Raw genomic sequence first — 13,520 nt, 5'->3', positions numbered from 1 at the left:
CCGCCTTTTCTATGACGGAAATGCCCGGATCGTTCACCCCGCGTGAATACTTGAAAGTGGGAAAACAATTCGGTGTCCCCTGGGCCCGGGTAATTCACTTTTCGCCGACTGGCCGAATTCCGCCCCGCCGGGGCGGAATTTCGCCGCTCACGAACAGGGTGAGCAGTGTGACGTTTGCCACTCGCAGAGGGCTCGACAGGTCGAGTGGCATATGCAGTCGAGCATCGAGCGGAAGCCGACGGCGAGTCCTTGTGTCCTGATTGATGGAACGCTGCACGAATCCTTCCGCTGTCGGGTTTTCAGTGCGTCCCCGCCCGGTTTCACTCCGTGATGGTCCATCAACTCCCGCCGTGTCAGGCGATCGTGGAAACGCGGACTAATCTCGTCGCGAGAACCTGGCCTCACCCCGCCCCGCGACCCGACTGCGCCACCCCTGCCGCCGGGCGCGTGGAATCGACAGCTGTGGAGAACTACGAGCATGAACCGAAAGACGTTGGTGCTGCCGGCTGTGGCCGGACTGCTCGCACCGGTGCTCGCCGCCTGCGGCGGATCCGACAGCGGGGACAACAGCGGCGAAGCGATCGTCGTCGGCACCACGGACCGGTTCGTCGAATCGAAAGCCGCACCCGCGCCCCTGGATCCCGCCTACGCCTATGACGTCGGCACCTGGAACATCCTGCGGCAGACCGTGCAGACCCTGATGACGACCCCGCGCGGCGGCGGCGAGCCCCAACCCGAGGCCGCCGAGAAATGCGGATTCACGGACGCCGGCAACGAGCGTTACTCGTGCACACTCCGCGAAGGCCTTGAGTTCTCCGACGGCAGCCCGGTCACCCCCCAGGCCGTCAAGTTCTCCGTCGACCGAGCCATCAAGATCAAGGCCGACAGCGGCGTGGCAGGACTGCTCTCCACGGTCGACCAGGTCGAGACCAAGGGCGACCGCGAGGTCATATTCCACCTCAACACCGCCGACGCGACGTTCCCGTACAAGCTGTCCACCCCGGTCGCCGGCATCGTCAACCCGGACAAGTACGAGGCGAACAAGCTGCGCGACGGCTTCGGTGTCGACGGCTCCGGCGCCTACCGCCTCGAGACCGAGGTCAAGGACAAACGCGTCGTCAAGGCCGTCTTCACCAAGAATCCCGGCTACAAGGGCCAGTTGAAGGTGAAGAACAGCGAGGTCGAGCTGCGCCCCTTCGAAACCGCCGAGGCCATGGGCAAGGCCCTCACGGCCGGCAACATCGACCTGATGACGCGCACCATGTCGCCCGAGCAGATCAAGGACCTCGCGAAGAAGTCGGACGGCGACATCGACCTCGTCGAGATGCCCGGCCTGGAGATCCGCTACCTCGGCTTCAACACCGAAGCGCCCACGGTGAAGAACAAGGCCGTCCGTCAGGCCATCGCCCAGCTCGTCAACCGCGGCCAGCTCGCCGAAGAGGTGTACGGCAGCGCGGCCGAGCCGCTCTACTCGATGGTCCCCGCCACCATCACCGGCCACGCCAACTCGTTCTTCAACAAGTACGGCAACCCCAGCAGGGACAAGGCCGCCGCCATCCTCTCCAGGGCCGGCGTCACCACCCCCATCAAGCTGACGCTGCACTACACCAACGACCACTACGGCCCCGCCACCAAGCAGGAGTTCGAGACGCTGCAGAAGCAGCTCAACGACAGCGGCCTGTTCGACGTCAGCATCAAGGGCGAGGAGTGGACGACCTTCGTCCCCAACGAGCGCAAGGGCAAGTACGACGTCTACGGCATGGGCTGGTTCCCGGACTTCCCCGACGGCGACAACTTCGTCGCCCCCTTCCTCGACAAGGACAACTTCCTCAAGTCCCCTTACGTCAACAGCCAGATCCGCAGCGATCTGCTGCCCTCCACCCGGCGGGAGGCCGACCGGGCGAACGCGGCCGAGGACCTCGAGGAGATACAGAACATCGTGGCTGACGACGTGCCCTTGCTGCCGCTGTGGCAGGGCAAGCAGTACATCGCCGTACGCGACAACATCACCGGCGCCGAGTGGGCCATCGATCCCTCCTCCGCACTTCAGCTGTGGGAGCTCGGCCGCGGTCTCTGACCGCCCGGGACAGCACAAGATCAACATGTTAGGCATGCACGTGAACAAGCGCACCCAGTGGCCCGCCCTTCCCGTCGTGGCGGGACTGGCGGCCGGTCTGCTGACCGGCTGCGGTTCCGACTCGAGCGGCTCCGGCGGCTCCGGGGCATCCATCGTCATGGGAATGTCCGACGACATCCAGGCGACCGACCCCGCCTCCGGCTACGACCCCGGATCCTGGCTGCTGTTCAACAACGTCTTCCAGTCGCTGCTGAGCTTCCCCAAGGGCGCCACCGAACCGGAACCCGAGGCGGCCGAGTCCTGCGCCTTCACGGACAGCGAGACCAAGGTCTACAAGTGCACCCTGCGGGACGGCCTGAAGTTCAGCAACGGTGACGACCTCACCTCCAAGGACGTCAAGTTCTCCTTCGACCGCATGCTGAAGATCAATGACGCCGACGGTCCGGCCGTCATGTTCCCCATGCTCGGCAAGGTCGAGACCCCCGACGACAAGACCGTCGTCTTCAAACTGAAGACCGCCGACGCCACCTTCCCCAGCAAGATCGCCTCCGGCGCCGGCTCGATCGTGAACCACCGCGAGTACTCCGGCACCGAACTGCGCGAGGACGGCAAGGCCTCCGGCTCCGGCCCGTACAAGCTGGACTCCTTCAGCAAGGACGAGGCCGTCTTCACGGTCAACGAGCAGTACAAGGGCAGCGCGGACATCTCCAACTCCGGCGTCACCCTCAAGCTCCTCCACGGCAACCAGGACGACCTGAAGAAGGCACTGCTCGACAACAAGATCGACATCGCCTACCGAGGTCTCGCCGCCAAGGACATCGCGGAGATCGAGAAGGATGTCACCAACGAGGAGATCGAGGTCATCGAGGGCACCAGCGCCGAGGTCCAGCACCTGGTCTTCAACATGAACGACCCCGTTACCGGAAAGCTCGGCGTACGCAAGGCCATCGCCTACCTGCTGGACCGCGAAGCCCTCGTCGAGGACGTCTACCAGGACACCGCCACACCGCTGTACTCGATCATCCCGGCCGGAATCACCGGCCACAACACGGCCTTCTTCGACGCCTACGGCGCCACCCCGTCCAAGGAGAAGGCCCAGGCGGCCCTCCAGGCCGACGGCATCACCGAGAAGGTGAAGCTGACCCTGTGGTCCACCCCGGCCCGCTACGGACCGGCCACCGACCAGGAGTTCAAGGCCATCGCCAAGCAGCTCAACGACAGCGGCCTGTTCGAAGCGAACGTGAAGTCCGTGCCCTTCGATCAGTACGAGAAGGACATCGAGGCCGGCAAGTACGGCGTCTACGTCAAGGGCTGGGTCCCGGACTACCCGGACCCCGACAACTTCACCGCCCCGTTCTTCGGCGAGGGCAACGTCCTCGGCAACAACTACACCAACAGCGAGATCACCGGCGACATCATCCCGCAGACCGCCGCCCAGTCCGAGCGCGCCTCCACCGACGAGGCCTTCGGCGATCTCCAGGACACCGTCGCCGCCGAGGTCCCCGTCATCCCCATCTGGCAGGCGAAGCAGTACGCCGTCGTACGCGGCAACACCTACGGCCTGGAGTACTGCCTCGACGCCTCCACCGTGTTCCGCTTCTGGGAACTCAACAAGGACTGACACCCGCCGCGCCGCCGCCACGGCGCGCCGCCACGGCGATGGGCTCGCCCCCGCGGGGGACGAGCCCATCGCCGTGCCATGCGCCCGGCAGCACCAGGCCCCTCTCGGCCCGCCTTCGCGCTACTGCGCGCCCGGCCGCACCAGGCCGCTCTCATACGCGTACACCGCCGCCTGGACCCGGTCACGCAGCCCCAGCTTCGTCAGGACATGCCCCACATGCGTCTTGACCGTGGTCTCACTGACGAACAGATCAGCGGCGATCTCCGCGTTGGACAGGCCCCGCGCCACCAGCTTCAGCACCTCCACCTCACGCTCGGTCAGCGTGTGCAGCGTGTCCGGAACCGGCTCCTCACCCGACGGCAGATGCGTGGCGTACTTGTCGAGCAGCCGACGCGTGATGCTCGGCGCCAGCATCGCCTCGCCCGCGGCGACCACCCGGATCGCCTGCACCAGCTCGTTCGCCGGCGCGTCCTTCAACAGGAACCCGCTCGCACCGGCCCGCAACGCCTCCACCACGTACTCGTCGAGATCGAACGTGGTCAGCACCAGCACCTTGGCCGGACCGTCCCGGCCCGGCCCGGTGATCTGCCGGGTGGCCTCCACACCGTCCATCCGCGGCATACGGATGTCCATCAGAACCACATCGGGCTGCAGGACACGCACCTGGTCCAACGCCTGCAGACCGTCTCCCGCCTCGCCGACGACCGCGATGTCCTGCTCGGCCTCCAGGATCATCCGGAAACCCGTACGCAGCAGCGGCTGGTCGTCAACCAGTAGGACGCGGATGGCCACGTGACAACTCCTTCGCTAGTCCCGGCCCATTCTGCCCTGCTCGGTGCCGCCCGACCCGGCCGGGATCACCGGAAGCGGATACGGCGGGGGAGTGCCACCGAACTCCGGGCACACCGCCTGGTGATCACACCAGCCGCACAGCTTCGTCGGACGCGGCCGCCAGTCACCCGTCTCAGTGGCCAGCCGAATCGCATCCCACAACGCCAGCAACTTCCGCTCCACCCGCCGCAGATCCGCGAGCACCGGGTCGTACGTCAGAACGTCACCGCTGCCCAGATACACCAGCTGCAGCCGACGCGGGACGACCCCCTTCAGCCGCCACACCACCAACGCGTAGAACGTCATCTGGAACAGCGCGCCCTCGGCGTACTCCGGACGCGGCGCCTTACCGGTCTTGTAGTCGACGATCCGCACCTCACCCGTCGGCGCCACGTCCACCCGGTCGATGATGCCCCGCAGCCGTAAACCCGACTCCAGCTCCGCCTCCACGAACAACTCGCGCTCGGCGGGCTCCAGCCGCGTCGGATCCTCCAGCGCGAACCACCGCTCGACCAGCCCCTCCGCCTCACTCAGCCAGCGCGCCAGCCGCTCACCGTCCGGATCGTCGGCGAACAGCTCAGCCACCTCCGGCCGGCTCTCCCGCAGACGGTCCCACTGGGCCGGGATCAGCGACTTGGCACGCGGCGCCGTCCGCTCCACGGCCGGCGCGTCGAACAGCCGCTCAAGCACGGCATGCACCAACGTGCCCCGGGTGGCCGCCTCGCTCGGTTTCTCCGGGAGCCTGTCGATCACCCGGAACCGGTACAACAGCGGACACTGCATGAAGTCACTCGCCCGCGAAGGCGACAACGAGGCGGGCGGCTCGGCGGCCCGGGCCGGCGATCCGCCGTCCCCGGGCACCCCGGCCAAGCCCTCGGCGCTGGTATCCATGAGGACAGACCTTACGGGGCGACACCGACAGTGACGCAGGGCTGTGGACAACCCCGAACCGAGCCCGGCCAAACCCGGATCCCGCCCCCGCCACCGCGGCGAACACGACACCACAGAAAACAGAAGGGGTGCCGGGGCGGAACGCACCGCGACGGACGCATACCATCGACCGCAGACCCTCCCGCCCCCCGACCGGCGGCGGGAGACGCTTCGAACGAGGGGACATCGTGGACGAGAGCGGGCAGCCGCGCTCCGGCAACGACGCGACGACCGACCACCCCGCGCCCCCGGCCCCACCGGCCGCCGACCCCACGGGGACGGAACCGCGCGACGCCCGCACCGACCGCCCCCCGACGGACACCCGTCACCAGCCGACCGGAAAGCCATCGCAGGACACCCCGGCCGACAACGAGCGCGGCGACGCGTCCGACGACACCGCGGCACCCACCACGCCGGCCACCCCCGAGGCAACCCCGGCGCAGGACTCCGACCACACAGCACACACCACCCCCCGGCCACCCCACGACGACGAAACCGCCACGACCCCCCGCCCCCGCGCCGAGTCCGGCGACAGCCACCACCGCCCGCCCCAGCGCAAGGAACCCGGCGGCGGCATCCTCATGGGACGCCCCTTCGGAGTCCCCGTCTACGTCGCCCCCAGCTGGTTCCTCGTCGCCGCCCTCATCACCTGGGTCTTCGGCGGCCAGCTCGACCGCGTCCTGCCCGAACTCGGCGCAGCGCGCTACCTCGTCTCACTCTTCTTCGCCGTCGCCTTCTACGCCTCCGTCCTCGTCCACGAACTGGCGCACACCGTCGCCGCGATCCGCTTCAAACTCCCCGTGCGCCGGATCCAGCTCCAGTTCTTCGGCGGCGTCTCCGAAATCGAAAAAGAGTCCGAGACCCCCGGCCGCGAATTCGTCCTCGCCTTCGTCGGACCCCTCCTCTCCCTCGTCCTCTCCGGCGTCTTCTACCTTGGCCTCCTCGCCGTCGAACCCGGCACCGTCCCCGCCGTCCTCCTCGCCGGACTGATGATCTCCAACCTCATCGTCGCCGTCTTCAACCTCCTCCCCGGCCTCCCCCTCGACGGCGGCCGCATGCTGCGCGCCGTCGTCTGGAAGCTCACCGGCCGCCCCATGGCCGGCACCGTCGCCGCAGCCTGGGTCGGACGCGCCCTCGCCGTCTCCGTACTCATCGGCCTGCCCCTGCTCACCCAGTCCGGCGCCCTCGGCGCCAACCCCGACGACATCGGCGGCATGGACACCGTCACCGACGCCCTCCTCGCCGCGATCCTCGCCGCCATCATCTGGACCGGCGCCGGAAACAGCCTCCGCATGGCCCGCCTGCGCGAACACCTCCCCGAACTACGCGCCCGCACCCTCACCCGCCGCGCCGTCCCCGTACAGACCGACACCCCCCTCTCCGAGGCACTGCGCCGCGCCAACGACGCCGGGGCCCGCGCCCTCGTCGTCGTCGACGCCGACGGCGAACCCCTCTCCGTCGTCCGCGAAGCCGCCATCGTCGGCGTACCCGAACACCGCCGCCCCTGGGTCCCCGTCAGCGGCCTCGCCCAAGAACTCACCGACGGCATGCGAGTCTCCGCGGAACTCACCGGCGAGGACCTCCTCGACGCCATGCGCGCCACCCCCGCCACCGAATACCTCGTCGTCGAGGACTCCGGCGAGATCTACGGCGTCCTCTCCGCCGCCGACGTCGAACGCGCCTTCGTCAAAGCAATGGCCCGCCCCAGCTGACCGCCGGCCGCACCACCACATGGTCGGCGGCCCCCACCGGGACCGGTAGGCTGTTCACATGTCCGAACCGACCGGTGCCGCCCGCAGGCGCGGGCCCTTCAAGGTCGGGGACCAGGTTCAGCTGACCGACCCCAAGGGCCGCCACTACACGTTCACGCTCGAAGCCGGGAAGAACTTCCACACACACAAGGGCTCCTTCCCGCACGACGAACTGATCGGCGCACCCGAGGGCAGCGTTGTCCGCACCACAGGAAACGTCGCCTACCTCGCGCTGCGCCCCCTGCTCCCCGACTACGTCCTGTCCATGCCCCGCGGCGCCGCCGTGGTCTACCCCAAGGACGCAGGACAGATCCTGTCCTTCGCCGACATCTTCCCCGGCGCCCGCGTCGTGGAAGCCGGCGTCGGCTCCGGCTCACTCAGCGCCTTCCTGCTGCGCGCCATCGGCGACCAGGGCATGCTCCACAGCTACGAGCGCCGCGCGGACTTCGCCGAGATCGCCCAGGCCAACGTCGAACGCTACTTCGGCGGCCCCCACCCCGCCTGGCAGCTCACCGTCGGCGACCTCCAGGACAACCTCAGCGACACCGACGTCGACCGCGTCATCCTCGACATGCTCGCCCCCTGGGAGTGCCTCGAAGCCGTCTCCAAGGCACTCGTCCCCGGCGGCATCCTCTGCTGCTACGTCGCCACCACCACCCAGCTCGCCCGGACCGTCGAGTCCATCCGCGAAATCGGCTGCTTCAACGAGCCGACCTCCTGGGAAACGATGATCCGCAACTGGCACATCGAAGGACTCGCCGTCCGGCCCGACCACCGCATGATCGGCCATACCGGCTTCCTCCTCACCGCCCGCCGCCTCGCCGACGGCGTCGAACCGCCCATGCGCCGCCGCCGCCCCGCAAAGGGCGCCTACGGCGAGGACTACGCCGGCCCCAACGCCGACGGCGGAACCGGCCGCTGAGCCACCCGCAAACCCACAGCACCACCCGACACCGACAACGCCGAAGCGACACGACCGAGTTCCCGGACCGCCCGGAGAACTCGGCCGTGGCGCATGTCCCTTGACATGCGAGCAGTCACCCCCACCCCGCCGTTCCCTCCCCCTGTGAGGTGTGACACCATGCTGGCCACCCCACCGGCACAGCCCTCACAGGAGACACATCTCTCGTGCAGCAATCCGCCGTCCCGGAACTGGCACTGGCACACACCCACACCCGCCCGATCCACTGGATCGCCACAGCCACCGCCGTGGCCGCGGTGATCGCGGGATCCTCCTTCGTCCAGCCCGACGCGGCCACCGCCGCCCAGCCCGGCCCCGCCGCGAAACCCGTCACCGCACCCCCCACCACCACCGGCGTCGACTTCCCGATCGAATGCGGCCCCTTCAAGGTCCTCGTGCAGAAAACCGCCACCGGAGACCTCGACGGAGACGACAGACCCGAAGCCGTCGCCGTGGTCCGCTGCGACACCGGCATGGGCACCCCACCCAACGGGGTCTACGTCCTCACCCACGGCACCGACACCGGCGACCCCGCCCGAGTCGTCGCCACCCTCGTCGACCCCAAGGACCGCTACTCCGTCACCGACTTCGCGGTGCGTGACGCCGCGGTCACCGCAACCCTCCTCGGCTACTCCACCGCGGACGTGCCCAGTTGCTGCCCGGACACCAAGGACACCGCCAAGTGGCAGTGGAAGGGCGGGGCGTTCATCCGCTCCAGCCCCTCCAAAGCCCTCGGCGTGTGACACCGGGCTCACTCAGCGCGCACCCCCCAGCCGACAGCATGTGACGAAACACACGCACCAAGGGCCCGGAAAAATGCCACAAGGCACTTCCGGGCCCCACTTCGGACACCTCAGATGACACACAGCGCCCCAGACGTCACTCCGCGTCGGGGCCGTAAACCTCGGTCATGTCCGAAATCCGACGCACATGAATGCACTCACCCGGACACTCCCTCGCCGAGTCCACCACGTCCCTGAGCAGGGAAAACGGCACCGGAGTGGTCGCTCCGGGCGCCTGCAGCAGCTCGTCGTCGGACCCCTTCACATAGGCCAGCCCGTCGATGTCCAGCTCGAAAACCTCCGGGGCGTACTGCGCACAGATCCCGTCCCCAGTGCAAAGATCCTGATCGATCCAGACTTCCAGGCCCTCACCGCCGGTTTCGGCCGCCTGCTGCACGCTCATCTCTCCTGCCGTTTCCGATGCCGAACCTGCACCCGATCAACCGCAAGTCGGGCCAGCTCGGAAGGGTGTTGAACGCTTCGACCCTACAACCGTCCGCTTTTCGATGTTGTTGGATGGGTAACCCCCTGATGTGAGGGAGAGCGCAAGGGTGAAGATCGGACACACCTCGACAGTCTTTGTGATCTAGGGGTTTCAATCGACACCCACCCAGGTAGGGTCTGGAAGCGTCCAGCTCCCCTTGGAGGAGGTGAGGACCGTGGCAGCCCACGACGACGACATGAACCGCGGCATCCGCCCGGGACGAGGGTCCGAAGACCCCGCCGGTCAGATTGCCTATCTCGAGCAGGAAATCGCCGTCCTGCGACGCAAGCTCGCCGACTCTCCGCGGCACACGAGGATTCTCGAAGAGCGGATCGTCGAGCTGCAGACCAACCTGGCAGGCGTGTCCGCACAGAACGAGCGGCTCGCCAACACACTCCGTGAGGCACGAGACCAGATCGTGGCCCTCAAGGAGGAGGTCGACCGGCTCGCACAGCCGCCGGCCGGCTTCGGTGTCTTCCTCACGGCGAACGAGGACGGCACGGCCGACATCTTCACCGGGGGCCGCAAGCTCCGGGTGAACGTCAGCCCCAGCGTCGAGCTCGACGAGCTCCGACGCGGCCAGGAAGTGATGCTCAACGAAGCGCTCAACGTGGTCGAAGCCATGGAGTTCGAGCGCGTCGGGGACATCGTCACCCTCAAGGAAATCCTCGAGGACGGCGAGCGCGCCCTGGTGCTCGGGCACACCGACGAGGAACGGGTGGTGCGGCTCGCCGAGCCCCTGCTGGACATCACCATCCGCCCCGGCGACGCCCTGCTGCTCGAACCCCGCTCCGGCTACGTCTACGAGGTCGTGCCCAAGAGTGAGGTCGAAGAACTCGTCCTCGAAGAAGTACCGGACATCGGCTATGAACAGATCGGCGGCCTGGGCAACCAGATCGAAGCGATCCGCGACGCAGTCGAGCTCCCGTACCTCTACCCCGACCTGTTCAAGGAGCACGAACTGCGGCCGCCCAAGGGCGTCCTGCTCTACGGGCCCCCCGGATGCGGCAAGACACTCATCGCCAAGGCCGTGGCCAACTCACTGGCCAAAAAGGTCGCCGAAGTGACCGGCCAGGCCGCCGGCAAGAGCTTCTTCCTCAACATCAAGGGCCCCGAGCTGCTCAACAAGTACGTCGGCGAGACCGAGCGGCAGATCCGCCTCGTCTTCCAGCGTGCACGCGAGAAGGCCAGCGAGGGCACCCCCGTGATCGTCTTCTTCGACGAGATGGAGTCCCTCTTCCGCACCCGCGGCTCCGGCGTCAGCTCGGACGTGGAAAACACCATCGTCCCCCAGCTGCTCGCCGAGATCGACGGTGTCGAAGGCCTGCAGAACGTGGTCGTCATCGGCGCCTCCAACCGCGAGGACATGATCGACCCCGCCATCCTGCGCCCCGGCCGCCTCGACGTGAAGATCAAGATCGAGCGCCCGGACGCGGAAGCCGCCAAGGACATCTTCGGCAAGTACCTCACGGAACGGCTCCCCCTGCACGCCGACGACCTCGGCGAACACGGCAGCGACAAGAGCGTCACCGTCCAGAGCATGATCCAGACGGCGGTCGAGCACATGTACGCCGAATCCGAGGAGAACCGCTTCCTGGAGGTCACCTACGCCAACGGCGACAAGGAAGTCCTCTACTTCAAGGACTTCAACTCCGGCGCCATGATCGAAAACATCGTGGGCCGCGCCAAGAAGATGGCGATCAAGGACTTCCTCGAGCACAACCAGAAAGGCCTCCGCGTCTCCCACCTCCTCCAGGCATGCGTGGACGAGTTCAAGGAGAACGAAGACCTGCCCAACACCACCAACCCGGACGACTGGGCACGAATCTCCGGAAAGAAGGGCGAACGGATCGTTTACATCCGTACGCTGATCACCGGAAAGCAGGGCGCAGACACCGGACGCTCCATCGACACGGTGGCGAACACCGGTCAGTACCTGTAAAAGACAGGGCGGCTGCGGGTGCCCTACACGGGTACCCGCAGCCGACTGTTTTTTGAGGCCACAGCCGGAGCGGAGCAATGACGCAAATGATCTCCACACCAGCGCAGAGGCGTTCTAGGCTCTTTCGTACCGCCGGGACGCGCAGTGCGGGGACGGGCACCGCACACGCACCGGAGAACCAGCGGTACTTGAGCGCCGCCCAAGACCGAGGGCGCCGCCGGGCAAGGAGGGCCGCATGACCGTACGGCGAGTAATGGGCATCGAGACGGAGTACGGGATCTCCGTCCCCGGCCACCCGAACGCCAATGCCATGCTCACCTCATCCCAGATCGTCAACGCATACGCGGCGGCGATGCACCGGGCGCGACGCGCCCGCTGGGACTTCGAGGAGGAGAACCCGCTGCGCGACGCACGCGGCTTCGACCTCGCCCGCGAAGCCGCCGACGCCAGCCAGCTCACCGACGAGGACATCGGCCTCGCCAACGTCATCCTCACCAACGGCGCACGCCTCTACGTCGACCACGCACACCCCGAATACAGCGCCCCCGAGGTCACCAACCCCCGCGACGCCGTCCTCTGGGACAAGGCCGGCGAACGCATCATGGCCGAAGCCGCCGAACGAGCCGCACAGCTCCCCGGCGCACAACCCATCCACCTGTACAAAAACAACACCGACAACAAAGGCGCCTCCTACGGCACGCACGAGAACTACCTGATGAAGCGGGAAACCCCCTTCTCGGACATCGTGCGCCACCTCACGCCCTTCTTCGTCTCCCGCCAGGTCTTCGCCGGCGCCGGCCGCGTCGGCATCGGCCAGGACGGCCACGAACACGGCTTCCAGCTCAGCCAGCGAGCCGACTACTTCGAAGTCGAAGTCGGCCTGGAGACGACGCTGAAGCGCCCGATCATCAACACCCGCGACGAACCCCACGCGGACGCCGAGAAATACCGCAGGCTCCACGTGATCATCGGCGACGCGAACCTGTCGGAGATCTCGACCTACCTCAAACTCGGCACCACGGCCCTGGTCCTGTCCATGATCGAAGACGGCTTCATCGCCGTCGACCTGGCCGTCGACCAGCCCGTACGCACCCTCCACCAGGTCTCGCACGACCCCTCCCTCAAACGAAACGTCACCCTCCGCAGCGGACGCACACTCACCGCCGTACAACTCCAAATGGAGTACTACGAGCTCTCCCGCAAATACGTCGAAGAACGCTTCGGCTCGGACGTCGACGAACAGACCAAGGACATCCTCAGCCGCTGGGAAGACGTCCTCACCAGGCTCGAGAACGACCCCATGAGCCTCGCCGGAGAACTCGACTGGGTCGCAAAACGAGAACTCATGGAGGGCTACCGCCGCCGCGACAACCTCGACTGGGACGCCGCGAGGCTCCACCTCATCGACCTCCAGTACGCCGACGTAAGGGCCGAGAAAGGCCTCTACAACCGCCTGGTGGCCCGAGGGAAGATCAAACGGCTCCTCAACGAGGACGACGTCACACGAGCCGCCACAAAGCCACCAGAGGACACCCGCGCCTACTTCCGCGGACGCTGCCTCGAGCAGTACGCCGACGACGTCGCCGCGGCCTCCTGGGACTCGGTCATCTTCGACCTCCCCGGCCGCGACTCCCTCCAACGCGTCCCAACCCTGGAACCGCTACGCGGAACGCGTAATCACGTCAAAGCACTCCTCGACCGCTGCCGCACGGCAGAAGACCTGGTCAGGGTGCTCTCCGGCGGCTGAGCAGGGGTGTGCCGGGCTGCGCAGCGGGTATCACCGAGCCAGGCTGAAAGAAGCGACGTCCGGGAATCATGGAGGTGGTTCCCGGACGTTGTAGCAACTGCAGGGTCGTTGTCAGGCCCGGCAAGTAGGGTCTGATCAAGAACGTCGAACCGAGCGGGGTGAGGTAGATGGCGACCAAGGACACCGGCGGCGGACAGCAGAAGGCGACGCGCTCCACCGAAGAGGTCGAGGAGCAGGCGCAGGACGCGCAGGCTTCCGAGGACCTCAAGGAGCGCCAGGAGAAGCTGAGCGACGACGTCGACTCTGTGCTTGACGAAATTGACGATGTACTCGAGGAAAATGCCGAGGATTTCGTGCGTTCCTTCGTGCAAAAGGGCGGAGAGTAGGGGTCGCT

General features: G+C 67.1%; 11 protein-coding genes. 8 read left to right on the top strand and 3 right to left on the bottom strand.

The window, feature by feature from the left end; all coding sequences use genetic code 11:
- The first annotated feature begins 478 nt into the window (after positions 1-478).
- A complete protein-coding gene (locus EF387_RS06275; protein WP_128375482.1) occupies positions 479-2,077 on the top strand; it encodes an ABC transporter substrate-binding protein in 1,599 nt (532 codons plus the stop codon).
- Between the two features lie 40 nt (positions 2,078-2,117).
- Positions 2,118-3,698, top strand: coding sequence for an ABC transporter substrate-binding protein (locus EF387_RS06270; protein ID WP_128375616.1), 1,581 nt, complete (start codon positions 2,118-2,120; stop codon positions 3,696-3,698).
- 120 nt (positions 3,699-3,818) lie between these two features.
- On the opposite strand, the gene EF387_RS06265 is transcribed toward EF387_RS06270, so the two are convergent.
- Together EF387_RS06265 and EF387_RS06260 are read right to left on the bottom strand one after the other, a co-directional pair.
- A complete protein-coding gene (locus EF387_RS06265) occupies positions 3,819-4,490 on the bottom strand; it encodes a response regulator (protein WP_128375481.1) in 672 nt (223 codons plus the stop codon).
- Positions 4,491-4,505: 15 nt separating this feature from the next.
- Positions 4,506-5,420 carry a RecB family exonuclease gene (locus EF387_RS06260; protein WP_128375480.1) on the bottom strand — a complete coding sequence of 305 codons (915 nt, stop codon included), beginning with the start codon at positions 5,418-5,420 and terminating at the stop codon, positions 4,506-4,508.
- A gap of 227 nt (positions 5,421-5,647) precedes the next feature.
- Here EF387_RS06260 and EF387_RS06255 point away from each other — a divergent pair, with 227 nt between their 5' ends.
- From EF387_RS06255 to EF387_RS06245, 3 genes are all read left to right on the top strand, one after another.
- The gene (locus EF387_RS06255) at positions 5,648-7,171 is read left to right on the top strand and encodes a site-2 protease family protein (protein ID WP_128375479.1); all 1,524 of its coding nucleotides are present in this window, start codon (positions 5,648-5,650) and stop codon (positions 7,169-7,171) included.
- Between the two features lie 58 nt (positions 7,172-7,229).
- Positions 7,230-8,132, top strand: a complete 903-nt coding sequence (locus EF387_RS06250; protein WP_128375478.1) for a tRNA (adenine-N1)-methyltransferase — start codon at positions 7,230-7,232, stop codon at positions 8,130-8,132.
- 206 nt (positions 8,133-8,338) lie between these two features.
- Positions 8,339-8,914 (top strand): hypothetical protein, encoded by a 576-nt coding sequence (locus tag EF387_RS06245; RefSeq protein ID WP_128375477.1) that lies wholly within the window; start codon positions 8,339-8,341, stop codon positions 8,912-8,914.
- A 136-nt stretch (positions 8,915-9,050) separates the two neighbouring features.
- On the opposite strand, the gene EF387_RS06240 is transcribed toward EF387_RS06245, so the two are convergent.
- Positions 9,051-9,356, bottom strand: coding sequence for a ferredoxin (locus tag EF387_RS06240; RefSeq protein WP_128375476.1), 306 nt, complete (start codon positions 9,354-9,356; stop codon positions 9,051-9,053).
- Between the two features lie 256 nt (positions 9,357-9,612).
- Between EF387_RS06240 and arc the strand changes: the two genes are divergently transcribed.
- From arc to EF387_RS06220, 3 genes are all read left to right on the top strand, one after another.
- Positions 9,613-11,379 carry a proteasome ATPase gene (gene arc, locus EF387_RS06230; RefSeq protein ID WP_128375475.1) on the top strand — a complete coding sequence of 589 codons (1,767 nt, stop codon included), beginning with the start codon at positions 9,613-9,615 and terminating at the stop codon, positions 11,377-11,379.
- 235 nt (positions 11,380-11,614) lie between these two features.
- Positions 11,615-13,126 carry a depupylase/deamidase Dop gene (dop, locus tag EF387_RS06225; RefSeq protein WP_338058088.1) on the top strand — a complete coding sequence of 504 codons (1,512 nt, stop codon included), beginning with the start codon at positions 11,615-11,617 and terminating at the stop codon, positions 13,124-13,126.
- 167 nt (positions 13,127-13,293) lie between these two features.
- Positions 13,294-13,512, top strand: a complete 219-nt coding sequence (locus EF387_RS06220; protein ID WP_011027899.1) for a ubiquitin-like protein Pup — start codon at positions 13,294-13,296, stop codon at positions 13,510-13,512.
- Positions 13,513-13,520: the final 8 nt, after the last annotated feature.

The organism is Streptomyces cavernae (assembly GCF_004023625.1).
In the GTDB taxonomy this organism is placed as follows: Bacteria; Actinomycetota; Actinomycetes; order Streptomycetales; family Streptomycetaceae; genus Streptomyces; species Streptomyces cavernae.
Note: the sequence above shows the minus strand (reverse complement) of the source record. Positions and strands in the feature narration are given on the sequence as shown.